Source organism: Bradyrhizobium sp. STM 3809 (assembly GCF_000239795.1).
GTDB lineage: Bacteria > Pseudomonadota > Alphaproteobacteria > Rhizobiales > Xanthobacteraceae > Bradyrhizobium.
The window spans coordinates 1-17,913 of record NZ_CAFJ01000113.1; the positions used below are offsets into that span (position 1 = coordinate 1).

At 66.3% G+C, this 17,913-nt stretch carries 17 protein-coding genes; 9 read left to right on the forward strand and 8 right to left on the reverse strand.

The genetic code is table 11. The annotated features are described in order from the left end of the window. Positions 1 to 1,720: aspartate--tRNA ligase (gene aspS / locus BRAS3809_RS05795; RefSeq protein ID WP_035655439.1), on the reverse strand; the 1,720-nt coding region annotated here is incomplete at its 3' end. 255 nt (positions 1,721 to 1,975) lie between these two features. Between aspS and BRAS3809_RS05800 the strand changes: the two genes are divergently transcribed. Then, positions 1,976 to 3,451, forward strand: coding sequence for a protein adenylyltransferase SelO (locus BRAS3809_RS05800; protein ID WP_008961165.1), 1,476 nt, complete (start codon positions 1,976 to 1,978; stop codon positions 3,449 to 3,451). Positions 3,452 to 3,849: 398 nt separating this feature from the next. After that, a complete protein-coding gene (rnd, locus tag BRAS3809_RS05805) occupies positions 3,850 to 4,998 on the forward strand; it encodes a ribonuclease D (RefSeq protein ID WP_008961166.1) in 1,149 nt (382 codons plus the stop codon). 184 nt (positions 4,999 to 5,182) lie between these two features. Here rnd and BRAS3809_RS36485 read toward each other — a convergent pair whose 3' ends face one another. Next, entirely contained in the window at positions 5,183 to 5,350 is a 168-nt protein-coding gene (locus BRAS3809_RS36485) for a hypothetical protein (protein ID WP_008961167.1), read from the reverse strand. Positions 5,351 to 5,378: 28 nt separating this feature from the next. Between BRAS3809_RS36485 and BRAS3809_RS36490 the strand changes: the two genes are divergently transcribed. Beyond that, positions 5,379 to 5,555, forward strand: a complete 177-nt coding sequence (locus BRAS3809_RS36490; RefSeq protein ID WP_170323257.1) for a hypothetical protein — start codon at positions 5,379 to 5,381, stop codon at positions 5,553 to 5,555. Positions 5,556 to 5,569: 14 nt separating this feature from the next. Here BRAS3809_RS36490 and BRAS3809_RS05815 read toward each other — a convergent pair whose 3' ends face one another. From BRAS3809_RS05815 to BRAS3809_RS05825, 3 genes are read right to left on the reverse strand one after another with little or no spacing between them, the layout of a single operon-like run. Continuing rightward, positions 5,570 to 6,151, reverse strand: a complete 582-nt coding sequence (locus tag BRAS3809_RS05815; protein WP_008961168.1) for an isochorismatase family protein — start codon at positions 6,149 to 6,151, stop codon at positions 5,570 to 5,572. Beyond that, positions 6,148 to 6,771, reverse strand: coding sequence for a GNAT family N-acetyltransferase (locus BRAS3809_RS05820; RefSeq protein ID WP_008961169.1), 624 nt, complete (start codon positions 6,769 to 6,771; stop codon positions 6,148 to 6,150). Before BRAS3809_RS05820 ends, BRAS3809_RS05815 begins: the two co-directional genes overlap by 4 nt. After that, a complete protein-coding gene (locus BRAS3809_RS05825; RefSeq protein ID WP_008961170.1) occupies positions 6,749 to 7,399 on the reverse strand; it encodes a hypothetical protein in 651 nt (216 codons plus the stop codon). Before BRAS3809_RS05825 ends, BRAS3809_RS05820 begins: the two co-directional genes overlap by 23 nt. A 55-nt stretch (positions 7,400 to 7,454) precedes the next feature. Here BRAS3809_RS05825 and BRAS3809_RS05830 point away from each other — a divergent pair, with 55 nt between their 5' ends. After that, the gene (locus BRAS3809_RS05830; RefSeq protein ID WP_035655443.1) at positions 7,455 to 8,498 is read left to right on the forward strand and encodes a LysR family transcriptional regulator; all 1,044 of its coding nucleotides are present in this window, start codon (positions 7,455 to 7,457) and stop codon (positions 8,496 to 8,498) included. A gap of 4 nt (positions 8,499 to 8,502) precedes the next feature. Here BRAS3809_RS05830 and BRAS3809_RS05835 read toward each other — a convergent pair whose 3' ends face one another. Further along, positions 8,503 to 9,657, reverse strand: a complete 1,155-nt coding sequence (locus BRAS3809_RS05835) for an autotransporter outer membrane beta-barrel domain-containing protein (protein WP_008961172.1) — start codon at positions 9,655 to 9,657, stop codon at positions 8,503 to 8,505. 362 nt (positions 9,658 to 10,019) lie between these two features. On the opposite strand from BRAS3809_RS05835, the gene BRAS3809_RS05840 reads away from it, so the two are divergent. Next, on the forward strand, positions 10,020 to 10,229 hold the full coding sequence (locus tag BRAS3809_RS05840; protein ID WP_008961173.1) for a cold-shock protein: 210 nt from the start codon (positions 10,020 to 10,022) through the stop codon (positions 10,227 to 10,229). A 491-nt stretch (positions 10,230 to 10,720) separates the two neighbouring features. On the opposite strand, the gene purN is transcribed toward BRAS3809_RS05840, so the two are convergent. Both purN and purM read right to left on the reverse strand, forming a co-directional pair. Beyond that, positions 10,721 to 11,374, reverse strand: a complete 654-nt coding sequence (gene purN, locus BRAS3809_RS05845; RefSeq protein WP_035655445.1) for a phosphoribosylglycinamide formyltransferase — start codon at positions 11,372 to 11,374, stop codon at positions 10,721 to 10,723. A gap of 13 nt (positions 11,375 to 11,387) precedes the next feature. Beyond that, positions 11,388 to 12,461 (reverse strand): phosphoribosylformylglycinamidine cyclo-ligase, encoded by a 1,074-nt coding sequence (gene purM, locus BRAS3809_RS05850; protein ID WP_008961175.1) that lies wholly within the window; start codon positions 12,459 to 12,461, stop codon positions 11,388 to 11,390. Between the two features lie 155 nt (positions 12,462 to 12,616). On the opposite strand from purM, the gene BRAS3809_RS05855 reads away from it, so the two are divergent. The 4 genes from BRAS3809_RS05855 to ppx all read left to right on the forward strand — a co-directional run bounded on the left by BRAS3809_RS05855 (position 12,617) and on the right by ppx (position 17,768). After that, positions 12,617 to 13,171 carry a CDP-alcohol phosphatidyltransferase family protein gene (locus BRAS3809_RS05855; RefSeq protein ID WP_008961176.1) on the forward strand — a complete coding sequence of 185 codons (555 nt, stop codon included), beginning with the start codon at positions 12,617 to 12,619 and terminating at the stop codon, positions 13,169 to 13,171. Positions 13,172 to 13,230: 59 nt separating this feature from the next. Continuing rightward, the gene (locus BRAS3809_RS05860; protein WP_008961177.1) at positions 13,231 to 13,908 is read left to right on the forward strand and encodes a P-loop NTPase family protein; all 678 of its coding nucleotides are present in this window, start codon (positions 13,231 to 13,233) and stop codon (positions 13,906 to 13,908) included. A 137-nt stretch (positions 13,909 to 14,045) separates the two neighbouring features. Continuing rightward, complete coding sequence (locus tag BRAS3809_RS05865; protein ID WP_008961178.1) at positions 14,046 to 16,241, forward strand: RNA degradosome polyphosphate kinase; 2,196 nt, start codon at positions 14,046 to 14,048, stop codon at positions 16,239 to 16,241. A 27-nt stretch (positions 16,242 to 16,268) separates the two neighbouring features. Beyond that, on the forward strand, positions 16,269 to 17,768 hold the full coding sequence (ppx, locus tag BRAS3809_RS05870; RefSeq protein WP_008961179.1) for an exopolyphosphatase: 1,500 nt from the start codon (positions 16,269 to 16,271) through the stop codon (positions 17,766 to 17,768). The last annotated feature ends 145 nt before the right edge of the window (positions 17,769 to 17,913 follow it).

Genomic DNA, 17,913 nt, shown 5'->3' on the forward strand with positions numbered 1-17,913 from the left:
TGGCCTCGGAAGGCGCGCCCATCAGCAGGTCCATGGCCTGCTGGTTCATCGGGAACAGCGAGATCTCGCGCAGGTTGGTCGTGCCACAGAGCAGCATCACGATGCGGTCGACGCCGGCGGCCATGCCGCCATGCGGCGGCGCGCCGTACTGGAAGGCGCGGTACATGCCGCCGAAGCGGTCGACCACCTCCTGCTCGCCATAGCCCGCGATCTCGAACGCCTTCACCATCGCTTCCGGCTTGTGGTTGCGGATGCCGCCGGAGGCGATCTCGTAGCCGTTGCAGGCGATGTCGTACTGGAACGCCTTGATGGTCAGCGGATCCTTGGTCTGCAGCGCCTCGAGGCCGCCCTGCGGCATCGAGAACGGGTTGTGCGAGAAGTCGACCTTCTTGTCGTCCTCGTTGTACTCGTACATCGGGAAGTCGACGATCCAGGCCAGCGCGAAGCGGTCCTTGTCGATCAGGTTCAATTCCTCGCCGACCTTGGTGCGGGCGAGGCCCGCGAACTTCCAGAACTTGTCGGGATCGCCGGCGACGAAGAAGGCGGCATCGCCCTCCTTGGTGCAGAGCTGGCTGCGGATCGCGGCCGTCCGCTCCGGGCCGATGTTGTTCGCAAGCGGGCCAGCGCCCTCGCCGCCCTCGCGCCACATGATGTAGCCGAGGCCTGGCTGGCCCTCGCCCTGCGCCCAGGAGTTCATGCGGTCGCAGAACGCGCGGCTGCCGCCACCCGGCGCCGGAATCGCCCAGACCTGGTTCTTGGGGTCCTCGAGCATGCGCGCGAACACCTTGAAGCCGGAGCCGCGGAAGTGCTCGGAGACGTCCTGCATCTCGAGCGGGTTGCGCAAATCGGGCTTGTCGGTGCCGTATTTGCGCAGCGCCTCGGCGAAGGGGATGCGCGGCCAGCCCTTGGTGACCGGCTTGCCCTTCGCAAAATCCTCGAACACGCCGGTGATGACAGGCTCCATCGCCGCGAACACGTCCTCCTGCTCGACGAAGCTCATCTCGACGTCGAGCTGATAGAACTCGCCGGGCAGGCGGTCGGCGCGCGGGTCCTCGTCGCGGAAGCACGGCGCGATCTGGAAGTAGCGGTCGAAGCCCGACATCATCAGCAGCTGCTTGTACTGCTGCGGCGCCTGCGGCAGCGCGTAGAACTTGCCGGGATGGATGCGCGACGGCACCAGGAAGTCGCGCGCGCCCTCCGGCGAGGACGCGGTCAGGATCGGCGTCTGGAATTCGAAGAAGCCCTGCTCCTTCATGCGCCGGCGCATCGAATCGATGATCGCGCCGCGGGTCATGATGTTCTGGTGCAGCCTGTCGCGGCGCAAATCGAGGAAGCGGTATTTCAGCCGGATGTCCTCGGGGTAGTCCTGCTCGCCGAACACCGGCAGCGGCAGCTCGGCCGCGGGGCCGAGCACCTCGATGTCGGCGACGTAGAGCTCGACCTGGCCGGTCGGCAGCTCGGGGTTCTCGGTGCCGGCCGGGCGGTGGCGGACCTTGCCTTCCATCCGCACGACCCACTCCGAGCGCAGCTTCTCGGCGAGGCCGAACGCCTTGGAGTCGGGATCGACCACGCATTGAGTGATGCCGTAATGGTCACGCAGGTCGACGAACAGCACGCCGCCATGGTCGCGGATGCGATGGCACCAGCCGGACAGCCGGACCGTCTCTCCGATGTTGCTGTCGCGGAGCGCGCCGCAGGTATGGGTCCGGTAGCGATGCATGGTCGTCCTGAATGGTCGGCGTGAGGAAAAGGGAATCGGCGCAAACCTCGAGGGGCGCGTGGCCGAATGCGCGCAGGGTTTAGCCGAGCCGCCCCGGCGCGGCAACCGCAGGAACGCCTTTTCCGCCTGGGAGCCCGGCCGATTGCGCCCTCATTGCAACCGCGGGCGCTGCCGCCGGATTGGGCTGGCTCTGCAGCGCTCATCTGACGGCCGATTGGGCTCGAAAACTGGCCGCCTTGCGCCTATCTTGGAGCCATGACCGTGCATTTCCCCTTCCAGAACTCCTACGCCGCGCTGCCGGACAATTTCTTTGCCCGGGTGGCGCCGACCCCCGTCGCCGCGCCACGCCTGATCAAGCTGAACCGGCCGCTCGCCGAGGAGCTGGGCCTCAATCCGGCCGAGCTGGAGACGCCGGAGGGCGCCGAGATCCTGGCCGGCAAGACCGTGCCCGACGGTGCCGAGCCGATCGCGATGGCCTATGCCGGCCACCAGTTCGGGCATTTCGTGCCGCAGCTCGGCGACGGCCGGGCGGTGCTGCTCGGCGAGGTGGTCGATCGCAACGGCGTCCGCAGGGACATCCAGCTCAAGGGCTCCGGCCCGACCCCGTTCTCCCGCCGCGGCGACGGCCGCGCGGCGCTGGGGCCGGTCTTGCGCGAATACATCGTCAGCGAGGCGATGGCGGCTTTGGGCATCCCGACCACCCGTTCCCTGGCCGCCGTCGTCACCGGCGAGCAGGTCTACCGCGGCATCGCCCTGCCCGGCGCCGTGCTGACGCGGGTGGCGACCAGCCACATCCGGGTCGGCACGTTCCAGTATTTCGCCGCGCGCCAGGATGTCGAGGCGGTACGCCGGCTGGCCGACCATGTCATCGGCCGGCACTATCCCGATCTCGCCGGCGGTGAGCGGCCGTATCACGCGCTGCTCGACGCGGTGATCAGCCGCCAGGCCAAGCTGATCGCCGACTGGCTCCTCGTCGGCTTCATCCACGGCGTCATGAACACCGACAACACCTCGGTCTCGGGCGAAACCATCGACTACGGCCCCTGCGCCTTCATGGACGCCTATGATCCGAAGCAGGTGTTCTCCTCGATCGACGAGTTCGGCCGCTACGCCTTCGCCAACCAGCCGCGCATCGCGCTGTGGAACCTGACCCGGCTGGCGGAATGCCTGCTGCCGCTGTTCGACGCCGACAAGGACCAGGCGATCAAGCAGGCCGAGGCCGCGCTCGACGGCTTTGCGACCCAGTTCACCGACGCGCACCAGGCGGGGCTGCGCCGCAAGCTCGGCCTGTTCACGAAAACGGAGGGCGATCAGCCGCTGGCACAGGCGCTGTTCGACGCCATGGCCGCGGCCAAGGCGGATTTCACCCTGACCTTCCGCCGGCTCAGCGACGCCGCCGGCAGCGGCGATCTCGGCGAGGTCCGCGCCCTGTTCGAGGACCCCACGGGCTTCGACGAGTGGGCCGGCCGCTGGCAGCAGCGCCTCGCTGCGGAACCCCAGAGCCCGGCCGAGCGGCGCGAGGCGATGCGCAAGGTCAATCCGGCCTTCATTCCGCGCAACCATCGCATCGAGGCGGTCATCACCGCGGCGGTCGAGAACGACGACTACCGGCCGTTCGAGGAGCTGCATGCCGTGCTGGCAAACCCCTATGACGACCAGCCGGACTTCGCGGCCTATACGCAGCCGCCCGAGCCCGAGGAGCGGGTGCTGCAGACCTTCTGCGGCACCTGACACGCAGTCTTAACTCCCCGTCCACCATCGCCCCGACCGCGCCGGGGTCCTTAAGAAACGATCAACGCAGCCCCGACAAGTTGAACCAAACTGTCGGGAGGTTGCGAACATGGACGCGCTGGTGTTCGAATTCATGGGTCTGGCGATGATCGCATTGTGCCTGATCGTGCTCGCCGTGCCTTCGGCGCGCCGGCCCTCGGGACGGGTCCGGCACCACTGAGCGGCCTTTGCCGGCCGGCACCGTCAACCATAGAGCGACCCACCGGCGCCTCGGCGCTTGCGTTCCGGGCTGTTTGGGCCGACAAGCGGGGACGAATTTCGTTCCGTACCCTTTGCCGACACCCTTGACTTGTCAGCGTTTTCGGACGACGGCGTAAGTGCCTCGTCATGGATCGTTCATGGACTTGATCACCACCACCGCGGATCTCGCGGCCGCCTGCGACCGCCTCGCCAAACACCCGGTCATCACCGTCGATACCGAGTTCCTGCGCGAAACCACCTACTACCCCCTGCTCTGCGTCGTGCAAATGGCGAGCGCGGACGAGGCCGTGGTGATCGACGCGCTGGCCGAGGGCATCGATTTGAAGGCGTTCTTCGAACTGATGGCCAACGAGAAGGTCCTGAAGGTCTTCCACGCCGCCCGGCAGGACATCGAGATCATCTGGCACCGCGCCGGCATCGTCCCGCACCCGATCTTCGACACCCAGGTCGCCGCGATGGTGCTGGGATACGGAGACAGCATCGCCTACGACCAACTGGTCGAACGCATCACCGGACACCGCCCGGACAAGACTCACCGCTTCACCGACTGGTCGCGCCGGCCGCTGACCAAGGAGCAGGCGCACTACGCCGAGGCCGACGTCACCCATCTGCGCGACGTCTTTGCCGCCCTCGATGCCGATCTCAAGAAGCGCGGCCGCAGCGACTGGGTCAGCGAGGAAATGGAAATCCTGACCTCGCCCAAGACCTACGACTTTCACCCCGAGCGCGCCTGGGAACGGTTGAAGACCCGCGTCCGCAAGCCGAAGGAGCTGGCGGTGCTGATCGAGGTCGCCGCCTGGCGCGAGCAGGAGGCGCAGAGCCGCGACGTGCCGCGCAGCCGCGTGATGAAGGATGATGCGGTCGGCGACATCGCCACGCATGCGCCGACCACCATCGAGAAGCTCGGCAATCTGCGCTCGCTGCCCAAGGGATTCGAGCGCTCCAAATGGGGCTCCGACATCGTGGCCGCCGTACAGCGCGGTCTCGCCCGCGACCTCGCCGCGCTACCGAAGCTGGAAAAGCCGCGAAACAATTCGAACGGGGCTGCGATCGTCGAACTTCTGAAGGTCCTGCTGCGCATGACCTCGGAACGTCACGCCGTCGCCAGCAAGGTCATCGCCACCGTCGACGATCTCGAGCAGATCGCGGCCGACGATCATGCCGACGTGGCGGCGCTGCAAGGCTGGCGCCGCGAACTGTTCGGCGAGGCCGCGCTGGCGCTGAAGCACGGCAAGCTCGCGCTCGCCATCGACAAGGGCCGCGTCGTCAGGGTCGACCGGCCCTGAGCGGGCCATTCCGGCAATTAGTTACCGCCAAGGTCGAGGTCGCAGCAGCTCATTGCAGGCGGCGGAACTATGCGATCACTAGCAACTACTCGCATCCCGTGCACGGAGCGTGATTAGCACGTCTCGCCATCAGCTGACCCAGGTGAGTGCGCGCGGCCGGTTCAGCCGCCATGTTGCCCGAATGTCATTCGGAATCCGCCTGCCCCCTCAACTCTGCCTCGATTGTCTGGGACACCTCGACCAGGGCCAACGAGAGGATGTAGGCGCTGGTCGGCAAGTCGAGCTGGCGCGCTTTCGCAATGGCCGCCTGGAGGCTGCTCGCCAGCTGCTTGAGCTGTTCCTCTCGGGTCATATCGTGGTCTCGTTCCTGGAGCTGCAGCGTGAGCAAAGACGATTGCGAACCGCCCGAACAGAAACTGCTGCGGCTGTTGAGCGAAAATCCTGTTGATTTGCACGTCGTGGAGGCTCTACGCCTTGTAGTTGCATTCAACAAGATAATCGCCCCGTCAGATCGGCGCATGGTAATCGAGCTGGCCGAGCGCCTCGCGGCGCGGTGAGGCCCGCGCCGCGCTCAGACCGCGAGCCGGCCGCTTGCGCCCGTCAGCTGGGCACTGTCGACCACGCCGGCGAAATTGCTGATCACCCCGGTCACGACCTGCTTGTACGACGCCGCATCGCCGGCGCAGGCCTTGCGGCAGGCCACCGCATCGCCGATCACCTGGTAGCGATGGCTGCGATGGAAGCCATCGACGACCGTGCACAGGATCGTCTCATCGAGCGAGAAGCCGAGCACGACGCAACGGATGCTGCGCATGTTCGACATGTAGTCGGCGAACCGCGCCGAGCTGTAGGCGGAGGGCAGCGGGTGCTCGAACGCGATCTCGCCCGGCCTCGGCTTGAAGTCATCGATCCAGTTCGTCAGGTTCGAGGCCGGGTTGAACCACGCCGCCTGCGCGATCCGCTTGAGATGCACGACAGGCCAGAGATTGTCACGCCAGAGCGCGATCAGCTGCCGGCAGCGGCCCATGATGACGTCACCGTCGGCGACGAGGTGCTTGCGTCCCTCAGCGAGATACTCGCATTGCAGATCGGCACACATCAGGACCGGCGGATCGATCTCGCCGCCGCCGAACAGATCGCGGTTCGAGATCATGATCTGGCTGCAGCAAAGTCACGCAATGGCGAGGACGCCGGCCGGCCGGCCGAAAGGTCGAGCACGCCGGGACGATCCCAGTCGCCCTCGGGGCGGATGATCATGTAGGGATCGCTGTCGAGCGTGATCGCGTCGGAGCACGGCTCGAGATCCAGCACCATCTCCGTGTAGGAGAAGTCGGAAAAGGTGAGCTTGCGATTATGGCCGAGCGGCTTCGCGCCGAAATGCGCCCAGAAATCGACCAGGCGATCCTGCGCATGGCCATAGGCTTTCTTGAAGCCCTTGCGCCGGCAATAGTCGAGCGCCTCGCGCACCAGCTTGAACGACAGCCGCGAGCGGCGATATTGATGCCGGACCGCGAGCCGCTCGACCTTGGCGAATTCGCCGAAGAAGCGCACACGCACGCATCCGGCCGGCTCCTTGCCGACGAAGCCGAGGAAGTGCGCCGCGACGAGATCGTTGCCGTCGAACTCCTCCTCCATCGGGCAATCCTGCTCAGTGAGATAGACGGCGGATCGGATCGCGGTCACGAGCATCAGATCGTTCGGATCACGCGCGATGCGCACGGTGATCGCGCGTGGATTCGATTTCGTCATCCTAGCTGAACTCATGCCGTGCATCTGCAAGACTCCTTTTTACTAAATTTGTCGTTGATTGGAGCGAGGGCGCGATCATCTCGGGCAGCCGGTTCCACGGCCGCTGATACCACCAGAGATCCGGCTGAAAGCTTGCGAGCGGAGCGAAACCGAGCGCACCGAGAAAGGCACGTCCCTCGGGGCTCGATGGCTGGGCGTAGTAGTCGGCGGACCGGTACCGCGGCCCGCGCAGCATTTGCGCGACATTGCCGAGACCGATCGCGCCGCGTCCCTTTGCCACCAGTGCCCAGACATAGATGGCAGCCGGCTGTTCATCGGGCTGCGCCAGGAATCGGCGCGGCGGATCATTCAAATTGAAATCATCCAGCAGCAGCGCATCGAGACCGGCCGAGTTCAAATAGAGAAACGCGATGCCGCCGAGCAGCCGGCCGCCCTGGCAAAGCACGAAAATGGAGTCCGGATCGTGCCGCAAGAACTCGGCGAGCTCCTGCGCGGATGCGCGCACGCCCGGAATTTCCCGCCGCGCCAGCGCGGCGAGTTCGCCGAGCCGCTCGGGTGTAACGGCCTGCGCCGTGATCCGATGAGTCCATGGCAATGCGTCGAGCTGATGTCGATCTGAAAATTCAGTACTTCCGCGCTGCGAGTTCTGCATCTATGTTTCCAGCTTGGCTTTGATGAGGTCATCCTACTAGTCGGGGCTCGAGTGTATGCGGCAACATTTGCATCGGGGTGCTGCATCTACGCAGCGCGGAAAATCTGACGAAACGCTTAATGCCTCATGGGAAGATTTAAGAGCATTTCTCCTTTGTACGCGGCACCAGAGCTTCAGGAATGCAGCTGATGTGCTCGGCCTGACCGGCACCACGCTGATGCGCAAGATCGACCGACTGGAGAACGAACTCGGCTTCAAGCTCTTCATCCGCGATCAGTCCGGGCTGTCGCTCAGCGATGAAGGACGCGCGCTTCTGTTCGACGTCGAGCAGATGGAACGGCTGAGCTTCAACATCTTCCGTCGCGCCGCGCTCTCGACCGATACGCGCGGATCGGTGCGCGTGGCCGTGACGGAAGGCCCCGGCAATTTCTGGATCCTGCCGCGGCTGATCGACTTCCAGCGAACCTATCGCAAGATCACGGTGGATCTGAGTTGCGCGATGCAGCAGGCGGACGTGTCACGCCTGGAGGCGGACATTTCCATCCAATTCGAGCGGCCGACGAACCCGGACGTCATCGTGACCAAGCTCGGGCGGCTGCACATCTACGGCTTCGTCTCCGAAGCCTATCGCGATGCGCATGGCGTTCCGTCGTCGCTCGCAGACCTTCGGAACCACCGCATCATCAAGCAGCACGGCATGCAGCTCGACGAGTCCGGCTACGCGCGCATCCTCGGATTGGAGTCGCTCGAGGGAATCGTCGGCATCTCGACCAATTCGAGCGTCGCCGTGCTCTATGCGGTCGAGCGCAGTGCCGGGATCGGTTTCCTGCCGACGTCGGTGATCGCGCTGGGGGCGCCGCTGGTTCCGGTCGATCTCGGCGTCAACTACCACATGGACCTGTGGCTGACCTATCACAAGGAGTTCCGCAACTCCGACCGGCACAAGGTGGTGATCGACTGGCTGAAGCACATCTTCGATGCGAAAATCCATGCCTGCTTCCGCGACGAGTTCATCCATCCGCTGGATCTGGTGCCGCTGATGACGGCGTCGCGCGAGGCGATCGGCTTCGGCGGCTACATCGCGCCGAGGCCGGTCTGACCGGCTACCATTTCAGCTCGACGCCGAGCGTGCCCTGATGCGACTGCAGCGCCGAGCGCAGCTTGGCGTCGTAGTTCAGATAGAACCGCGCCGTGCTGTTGAGCGACAACGACAGCGCCGCGCCGGTGTCGGCGCCGTAGCGCCCCTCGCCGAGGCCCTGCAGCGCGATGCTCTGCGCGCCCAAGCTGACGGTCACCGTGCCGAGGTTTTGCGCGAAATTGTCGACGAACTTGCCGTAGGCCGAGACGTCGAGGATCTTGCCGTCGATGACGAAGTAACGACCGATCTCGGCGCCCGCCAGAACGCGGCCGCGCTCCAGCGACGTGCCGCTGACCGACAGCGGATCGAGACCACCGCTCTCCTGGAACGCGGCCGTGCTGGCGCGGACATATTCGAAGGCGAGCTTCGGAACCACGCGGCTTTCGCCGACGCTCCAGTAATAGTCGATCTCGCTCAGCACGCCCGTCAGGTGGGCGGCATAGACCGAGCGCGTCGCCCCGAGGGCGGTGTCACGCCGCGCATCGATCCCGCCGAACCCGTGCACGACGGCAGTCGCCCAAGTCCAGGGTCCATGGTCGACCGAGGCATTGAAGCCGAGCTGCGTGAGATCCAGCGTCGCCGACTGCAGCGCGAGCGGCACGTCGACCAGGGTCCGGCTCTGGTCGACCGACAGGCCGACGTTGACGCCCGGCGCGAGACGCATGCCGATACCGGCGACGCCGCCCCACGTCGATCGCTTGTCGCCAACGAATGCACCTTGGGCGTCGGACCGCGCCGCGACGCCATAGGCTTCTCCCCAGCTGCGATAGCGCGGCTGCTCCGCCGCCTCCGGCGCTCCGCCGCCGCCGGGGTTGCTGCGCAGCAACCGGCTGCCGCCGAACGAGGCCTCGCGGCCGAGCCGTTGCAGGAACTGCGAGCCGAGGTCGAGCACCGAGCGGCCGGACGAGAGATCGGAACTGATCGCGCCGGGAACCGGGCTGGGGGATGGCGCCGGTGTCGGAGTCGGCGTCGGGCTGGCCGCGATGCTCGGCAGGCCGGCCGGCTCGGCAGCGGCGGCGGCCGAGGATGCGACGGCCGCGCCGAGCGAGATGAGCAGGATCGCTGCCCCGGCTGCGCGAGGCGATCGCCCGGTCCGTGCTGATCGAGATGCCCCGCGCATCGATGCCCCGCCTCGCTCAAATACGCTTAAAACACGATGCGACGATTTGCCCTGAGTTCCCGGCGGCGGTCAATCAGATTGCAGCGGGGCAGCCGGCACGCCACCGGGCCTTGTGGTTCCACCGCCACAGCTCGTCTGGCTGCAGCGGCGCTTGCATCCGCGACTCCGCGACGCGTTCTCATCAGTTCGCCAAACTTGATATCGCCGGGAAATCGTGATGCAATCTCGGGCACAATCGGATTGGCCGTTCGACTGTGCGTTTCGTGACTGAGGAAATCGAGCAGATCCCGGGAAGCCCGTTTGTGGCGTGGCACGCGATGAGCGTGACCGCGTCTTTTTTTCGTCTAGACGAGGAGACAGCGATGCCGACCTACAAAGGCAGCGTGAAATGGTTCAACCCGACCAAGGGCTATGGCTTCATCAAACCGACCGGCGGAGACAAGGACGTGTTCGTCCATATCTCGGCCGTCGAGCGTGCCGGACTGACCACGCTCAACGAGAACCAGCCGATCGAATACGATCTGGTCGAGAGCCGCGGCAAGACGTCGGCGGAGAATCTCAAGCTCTCTTGAGGCTCTGGCGCACGGCGCTCTTGCGGACGCCGGCCTCGACCAACGAGATCCGCGCACCACGAATTCCGCGCGGATGATCAGACTTCGTCAGCCCTTGATGTCCCCCGGCCCTGCCGGGGATTTTTTTGTCCGGCTGCGGCGTCGCGGGATAGCGAGTTGATGCAAGCTGTCGAAGCGTGTCGGAGCATCCTGTACCGCCGTAGCACCGTCTCCGCCGAGAGAGACCCCTCACCCAAGCGAGCCTGCTGATGTGCCGGCGATGCCCTCTCCCACAAGGGGAGAGGGCACTGTATTGCGTAGCTTTTTCGCGGAACCAATCAGGGCTTCGAATATCATGATCTGGGCTAACGCGCTGGTAGTTACTGTGCCCTCTCCCCTTGTGGGAGAGGGCTTGTAGGAACGTGCAGCAGACTCGGTTGGGTGAGGGGTTCGCTCCGCGAGCACACTCTCTCCGCAATCCGAGTTCACCGCCGAGCGCGAGGCATGCGCGACTACGACACCATCGGCCAGATCAGCACCTGATCGGCCTGCTCCGTCGCCGTCGTCCGGCACAGATCGCCTTCCAGCCGCACGAGGTCCCTCGCCAGCAGCTTCAGCGCTTCCGGGTAGATGCGATGCTCGACGCCGAGGATGCGCTCCGACAGCGTCTCGGCCGTATCGTCGTCCCTGACCACCACGGCGCCCTGCATCACGATCGGACCGGCATCGGTCTCCGGGATGACGAAATGCACGGTCGCGCCGGACAGCTTCACGCCGGCGCGCAACGCCTGGCCGTGCGGATCGAGGCCCGGAAACGACGGCAGCAGCGAAGGATGGATGTTCAGCATCCGGCCATACCAGCGCTGCACGAAGTCGGCGGTGAACAGCCGCATGAAGCCGGCGAGGCAGATCAGCTCGATGCCGCGCGCATCGAGCGCTGCCTGCAGCTTCGCCTCGAAGCCGGCGCGGTCCTTGCCGAACGGCTTGCTCTCGATCACCTCGACGGCAACGCCGCTCTCCGCCGCCTTCTGCAGGCCCGCCGCATCGGCCCGGTTGGAGATGACCACGGCGATCTCGGCCGGAAAATCCGCAGCGTTGGCCGCGCGGATCAGCGCGGCCATGTTGGATCCACGGCCGGAAATCAGGATCGCTACGCGGCGCTTCATCGGCTTGCCCGTCTCACAGCGAAAGGTCGAGGGCGCCCGTGTAGATCACGCGCTCCTCGCCCGCGGCCGGAACGACCTCGCCGAGCCGGGCGACGTGCTCGCCATTGGCCTTGAACACCTCGGTGACCGCGTCGACCGCATCGGCCTTGACGATCACGATCATGCCGATCCCGCAATTGAAGGTGCGCAGCAGCTCGCGCTCGGCAATGCCGCCCTGCTCCGCCAGCCACTTGAACACCGGCAGCACCGGCAGATGCGCGAGGTCGATGGAGACGCCGAGATGCTTCGGCAGCACGCGCGGAATGTTGTCGGTGAAGCCGCCGCCGGTGATGTGGGCGAGCCCCTTCACGGCGCCGGTCTCGCGGATGGCGCGCAGGCAGGACTTCACATAGAGCCGCGTCGGCGTCAGCAGCGCCGCGCCCAAGGTCAGCACCGGCGCGAACGGCGCCGGCGCCTCGAAGCCGAGGCCGGATTGCGCGACGATCTTGCGCACCAAGGAGTAGCCGTTGGAATGCACGCCGGACGAGGCCAGCCCCAGCACGACATCGCCGGTGGCGATGTCCTTGGACGGCAGCAGGGTGCCGCGCTCGGCGGCGCCGACCGCGAAGCCGGCGAGATCGTAGTCGCCGTCCTTGTAGAGGCCGGGCATTTCCGCCGTCTCGCCGCCGATCAGCGCGCAGCCGGATTCGCGGCAGCCTTCGGCGACGCCCGCGACGATCGAGGCGGTCGCCTCGGGGTCGAGCTTGCCGCAGGCGAAGTAGTCCAGGAAGAACAGCGGCTCGGCCCCCTGCACCACGAGGTCGTTGACCGACATCGCCACCAGGTCGATGCCGATCCCGCCATGCAGCCCGGTCTCGATCGCGATCTTGACCTTGGTGCCGACGCCGTCGGTGGCCGCCACCAGGACCGGGTCCTTGAAGCCGGCGGCCTTGAGGTCGAACAGGCCGCCGAAGCCGCCGATCTCGGCGTCCGCGCCGGCGCGGGCCGTGGCGCGGACCATCGGCTTGATCAGGTCGACCAGACGATTGCCGGCATCGATATCGACGCCCGAATCTGCATAAGTGAGCCCGCTCTTGCGCTCGGTCATGGTCAAAACCCCTAATTTGGCCGCTGGTTACGTCGGATTCCGGCCGGGCGCAATGGCTCGCAAGGGGCCCGTCCCCATCCTATCTAGGAACCGGAGCGGTTCGCCACGCTTCGCAATCAGTGTAATTTGATCGAGTTGTCGTCGGGACCAGCTGCGTGACCCTACCCCACAGTATCCCCAACCTGATTACGCTGGGCCGAATCCTGCTGGTTCCGATCGTGGTATGGGCCATCGCGGCCGGCGAGATGGAGATCGCCTTCATCGTGTTCGTGATTGCCGGCGTCAGCGACGCCGTGGACGGCTTTCTGGCCCGGCGCTTCAACCTGCGCTCCGAGCTCGGGGCGCTGCTCGACCCGCTGGCCGACAAGGCGCTGCTGGTGTCGATCTTCGTCACGCTCGGCATCTGGGGCGCCATTCCGCGCTGGATCGTCATTCTCGTGGTGTCCCGCGACATCATGATCGTCGCCGCCGTGATCGTGTCCTGGCTGTTCGATCGGCCGGTCGCAATGAAGCCATTGATGGTGTCGAAGCTGAACACTGCGGCGCAGGTCGGGTTCGCGGCGCTCGTGCTGGCATCGCTCAGCTTCGGCTTCGAGTCCAAGCCCTACGATCTCGTGCTGATGCTGCTGGTGACGGCCTTTACCCTCGTGTCTGTCGGGCTTTACCTGGTGGACTGGGTACGTCACATGAGCACCATCGAGGTGGGATGAGCCGGCTCGCAGGCCCTTCCGCGTCCCCTGCCGACGACACTGTACGGAGCACGTCAACCTTGGCCGGCCACATTCCCCCTCGTCAACTGGCCCTTGCGCTGCCGCATGCGGAGAGCCTGACGCGGGACAATTTCCTCGAGGGCCCCGGCAACGCGGCCGGGCTCGCGCTGGTCGATGCCTGGCCGGAATGGCCGGCCCGGACGATGTTCCTGGTCGGCCCGGACGGCTCCGGCAAGAGCCATCTGGCGGCGATCTGGGCCGAGCGCTCCGGCGCCCGGTCGCTGTCGGCGCATGCGCTGGAGGCGAGTGCCGTCCCTGGCGCCCTCGCCACCGGCGCGCTAGTGCTCGAGGACCTCACGGCCACCGATCTCGACGAGCGGGCGCTGTTCCACCTGCTCAACCTGGCGCGGCAGGACGGGGCCTCCATCCTGATCACCGCGCGCGAGGCGCCGGCGTCGCTGCCGATCGCGCTCGCCGACCTGCGGTCGCGGCTGCGCGCCGTCCCGGTGATCACCCTGCTGCCGCCGGACGACCAGCTGTTCCGGGCGCTGATCGTCAAGCTCGCCGCGGACCGGCAGCTGGCGATCGACGAGACGGTCGTCAGCTACCTCACGACGCGGATCGAGCGCTCCTATGCCGCGGCCCGGAACACCATCGCGCTGCTCGATACCGAGTCGCTGCGGCTCGGGCGGCCGGTGACCCGGGCCTTGGCGGCGGAGCTGCTCCGCACGGTGTGACCGGCGGCCATCTTGACGGCGGCCGGTCGCGGAACCTGAATGGTGTCGGGAACGTCATCCCCTGGTCATGCAGATTGGTCTACGGTCGGCCTGAGCGACCTGATTTGATGCCGCGATCGGATATGGACGATTTTCTGATGGATACCGAACAAGTTACTGAAATCGTAGAGAAAGAGCCGATTGGCGCCGCCGCTCTGGAGATCGCCTCCAGCCCCGAGCGCTTCATCAACCGGGAACTGTCCTGGCTGCATTTCAACCGTCGCGTGCTGGAGGAATCGGTCAATCCGCGACACCCCGCGCTGGAGCGGGTGCGGTTCCTGTCGATTTCGGCCAACAATCTCGATGAATTCTTCATGGTCCGCGTCGCCGGCATCCGCGCCCAGGTGCGTGAGGGCATCGCCGAGCGCAGCCCGGATGGGCTGACGCCGATCGAACAGCTCAAGCTGATCAACGAGACCGTGTCGCAGCTCGCCATCGACCAGCAGGCGATCTGGCGCGACCTGCGCAAATTCCTCGGCGAGCTCGGCATCGTGCTGGTCGACGGCCAGGACGTCACCAAGAGCGAGCGCGCCTGGATCGAGGATCATTTCCTCGCCAACATCTTTCCGCTGCTGACGCCGCTGGCGATCGACCCGGCGCATCCGTTCCCGTTCATCCCGAGCCTCGGCTTCACCGTGGCGCTGCAGCTGACGCGTACCGCCGACGGCCGGCCGATGAACGCGCTGATCCGCATGCCCGGCAAGATCGACCGCTTCATCCGCTTCCCCGGCGCCAAGGACGGCGTCATCCGCCTGATCACGCTCGAACAGGCGACCAGCCTGTTCATCGGCCGCCTGTTCCCCGGCTACACGGTCAAGGGCCAGGGCGCCTTCCGCATCATCCGGGACAGCGAGATCGAGATCGAGGAAGAGGCCGAGGATCTGGTGCGGCTGTTCGAGACCGCGCTGAAGCGGCGCCGCCGCGGCTCGGTGATCCGGCTCGAGATCGAGGCCAACATGCCGGAGGAGCTGCGCGCCTTCGTGCAGGATGCGCTCGCGACCACCGACGACGAGGTGTTCGTGGTCGACGGCGTGCTGGCGATGAACGAGCTGTCGCAACTGACCCGCGTCGATCGCCCCGATCTCGAATTCGCGCCCTATGTGCCGCGCCATCCCGAGCGCGTCCGCGACCATGGCGGCGACATCTTCGCCGCGATCCGGCAGAAAGACCTGATCGTCCATCATCCCTATGAATCGTTCGACGTCGTGGTGCAGTTCCTGCAGCAGGCGGCTCGCGATCCCGATGTCGTCGCGATCAAGCAGACGCTGTATCGCACCTCGAACAACTCGCCGATCGTGCGCACCCTGGTGGAAGCGGCCGAGGCCGGCAAGTCGGTCACCGCGCTGGTCGAGCTGAAGGCGCGCTTCGACGAGGAGGCCAACATCCGCTGGGCGCGCGACCTCGAGCGCGCTGGCGTGCAGGTCGTCTACGGCTTCCTGCAGCTCAAGACGCATGCGAAGCTGTCGATGGTCGTGCGCCGCGAGGGCGGCAGCCTCACCACCTATGTGCACACCGGCACCGGCAACTACCACCCGGTGACCGCACGCATCTACACCGACCTGTCCTACTTCACCTCGGACCCGGTGATCGGCCGCGACGTGACGCGGGTGTTCAACTACATCACCGGCTATGCCGAGCCGATCGACATCGAGAAGATGGCGGTGTCGCCGCTCACGCTTCGCAAGCGCATGATCGAGCACATCCATGGCGAGACCAGCTTTGCCCGCCAGGGCAAGCCGGCCGTGATCTGGATGAAGATGAACTCGCTGGTCGACCCCGACATCATCGACGCGCTCTACGAGGCCTCCCAGGCGGGCGTCTCGATCGAGCTGATCGTGCGCGGCATCTGCTGCCTGAGGCCTGGCATTCCCGGCCTGTCCGACAACATCCGCGTCAAATCGGTGATCGGCCGCTTCCTCGAGCATGGCCGCATCTACTGCTTTGGTATGGGTCAGGGCCTGCCGAGCGCCAAGGCCGCGGTCTACATCTCCTCGGCCGACATGATGCCGCGCAATCTCGACCGCCGCGTCGAGGTGCTGTGCCCGCTGCAGAACCCGACCGTGCACCAGCAGGTGCTGGAGCAGATCATGGTCGCCAACCTCAAGGATACCGAGCAGAGCTGGCAATTGTTGCCGGACGGGTCGTCAACGCGTATGAAGGCCGCGAAGGGTGAGGAACCCTTCAACCTGCACAATTACTTCATGACGAATCCGAGTCTGTCCGGCCGTGGCAAGTCGCTCAAGGAATCATCACCGCGCCGGCTCACGCGCCGGAACGAACGCAACCCGTCCTAGCGACCTGCTCCTCGAGGGAATGACGCGGTGAAGCGGCCCGCGCCCAGCGCCGGGAGCGTCGGCGTCATCGATATCGGCTCGAACTCGGTCCGCCTCGTCGTCTACCAGGCGATGGAGCGCAGCCTCGTCACCGTATTCAACGAGAAGGCGCTGTGCGGGCTCGGCCGCGAGGTCCAGACCACGGGTCTGCTCGCCGCTGACGCCGTGGACAAGGCGCTGACGGCGCTGAAGCGGTTCCGCGCGCTGTGCAAGGTGCAGAAGGTCGGCCAGGTCCATGCGATCGCGACGGCCGCCTGCCGCGACGCCTCGAACGGCCCGGACTTCATCGCAAAGGCCGAGAAGATCTGCGGCGTGCCGATCCAGATCCTCACCGGCCCCGAGGAGGCGCGCTATTCGGCGCTCGGCGTCATCTCCGGCATCCACAAGCCCGACGGCATCGTCGGCGATCTCGGCGGCGGCTCGTTGGAATTGATCGACGTCCGCGGCCATCAGGTCCGCAGCGGCGTCACCCTGCCGCTCGGCAGCCTGGCGCTGCAGGACCTCGCCGAGAAATCGCTCAAGAAGGCGCAGCGGATCGCCAGCGCGGCGCTCACCGGCCTGCCGCAACTGCTGGCCGGTGAGAACCGGACCTTCTACGCGGTCGGCGGCACCTGGCGCGCGCTGGCGCGCATCCACATCATCCAGAGCGGCTATCCGCTCGGCGTCATGCACGGCTATGCAATCCCGGCGGCCGACGCGCTGGCCTTCGTGCGCCGCCTGCGCCGGCTCGTCGCCGCGGACATGCTGGCCGACATCGAGGCGATCGCCGAGGCGCGCCGTCCGCTGCTGGCCTATGCCGCGCTCGTGCTGGAATACATCATCCGCGTCGCCAAGCCCACGACCGTCGTGTTCTCCACCTTCGGCGTCCGGGAGGGCCTGCTCTATTCCAAGTTGCCCGACGCCGAGCGCGCCAAGGATGGCCTGCTCAGCGCGGCGCAAGGATTGAACGAGCTGCTGTCGCGCTCGGCCCAGCATGCCCGCGAACTGATCGACTGGACCGACCGGCTGTTCCGCGTCGTGCACATCCGCGAGACCGAGGACGAGCGACGGCTGCGCCACGCCGCCTGCCTGCTGTCCGACATCGGCTGGCGCATGCACCCCGACCATCGCGGCGAGCAGACCTACGGCATCATCCTCAACGGCAATTTCGGCTCGATCAGCCATGAGGGCCGCATCTTCGTCGCGCTGTCGGTGTTCTTCCGCTACGAGGGGCAACGCGACGAGGCGGCGGCGCCCGAGCTCACGCAGCAGCTCAGCCCGGCCCAGATCGATCGCGCGCGCCTGCTCGGCACCGCCTTCCGCGTCGCGCATTTGATCTCGGCAGCGCGGCCCGGCGTGCTGTCGGCCACGCATTTCCGCACCCAGGACCGCAAGCTGATGCTGGTGTTCGAGCATCACCTGGTCGACCTCGTCGCCGACCGCGTCGGAGGCCGCTTCAAGCAACTCGCGCGGCTGGTCGGCCGCTCCGGCTCGGTGGTGCTGAGCTGACCAGCCCCCCGGCTGCGCGCCGCATCCGGAACAAAGGCCCTGCTGCCGCTCGCGTGATGCAAGGGCGACCGCTCAGTTGGCCAGCGGGACCCGGACCTCGGGATACGGCTTGAGCAGCGCCTCGCCGAGCACGTTCTGCTCGTCC

What these genes read in the sequence shown, in the direction of transcription:
- BRAS3809_RS05825 (WP_008961170.1), bottom strand. Translation starts at nt 7,399, where the DNA reads ATGCAGAACTCGCAGCGCGGAAGTACTGAATTTTCAGATCGACATCAG.
- BRAS3809_RS05820 (WP_008961169.1), bottom strand. Translation starts at nt 6,771, where the DNA reads ATGCACGGCATGAGTTCAGCTAGGATGACGAAATCGAATCCACGCGCG.
- purM (WP_008961175.1), bottom strand. Translation starts at nt 12,461, where the DNA reads ATGACCGAGCGCAAGAGCGGGCTCACTTATGCAGATTCGGGCGTCGAT.
- purN (WP_035655445.1), bottom strand. Translation starts at nt 11,374, where the DNA reads ATGAAGCGCCGCGTAGCGATCCTGATTTCCGGCCGTGGATCCAACATG.
- BRAS3809_RS05840 (WP_008961173.1), top strand. Translation starts at nt 10,020, where the DNA reads ATGCCGACCTACAAAGGCAGCGTGAAATGGTTCAACCCGACCAAGGGC.
- rnd (WP_008961166.1), top strand. Translation starts at nt 3,850, where the DNA reads ATGGACTTGATCACCACCACCGCGGATCTCGCGGCCGCCTGCGACCGC.
- BRAS3809_RS05830 (WP_035655443.1), top strand. Translation starts at nt 7,455, where the DNA reads ATGCGGCAACATTTGCATCGGGGTGCTGCATCTACGCAGCGCGGAAAA.
- BRAS3809_RS05835 (WP_008961172.1), bottom strand. Translation starts at nt 9,657, where the DNA reads ATGCGCGGGGCATCTCGATCAGCACGGACCGGGCGATCGCCTCGCGCA.
- BRAS3809_RS36485 (WP_008961167.1), bottom strand. Translation starts at nt 5,350, where the DNA reads ATGACCCGAGAGGAACAGCTCAAGCAGCTGGCGAGCAGCCTCCAGGCG.
- BRAS3809_RS05800 (WP_008961165.1), top strand. Translation starts at nt 1,976, where the DNA reads ATGACCGTGCATTTCCCCTTCCAGAACTCCTACGCCGCGCTGCCGGAC.
- BRAS3809_RS05815 (WP_008961168.1), bottom strand. Translation starts at nt 6,151, where the DNA reads ATGATCTCGAACCGCGATCTGTTCGGCGGCGGCGAGATCGATCCGCCG.
- BRAS3809_RS05865 (WP_008961178.1), top strand. Translation starts at nt 14,046, where the DNA reads ATGGATACCGAACAAGTTACTGAAATCGTAGAGAAAGAGCCGATTGGC.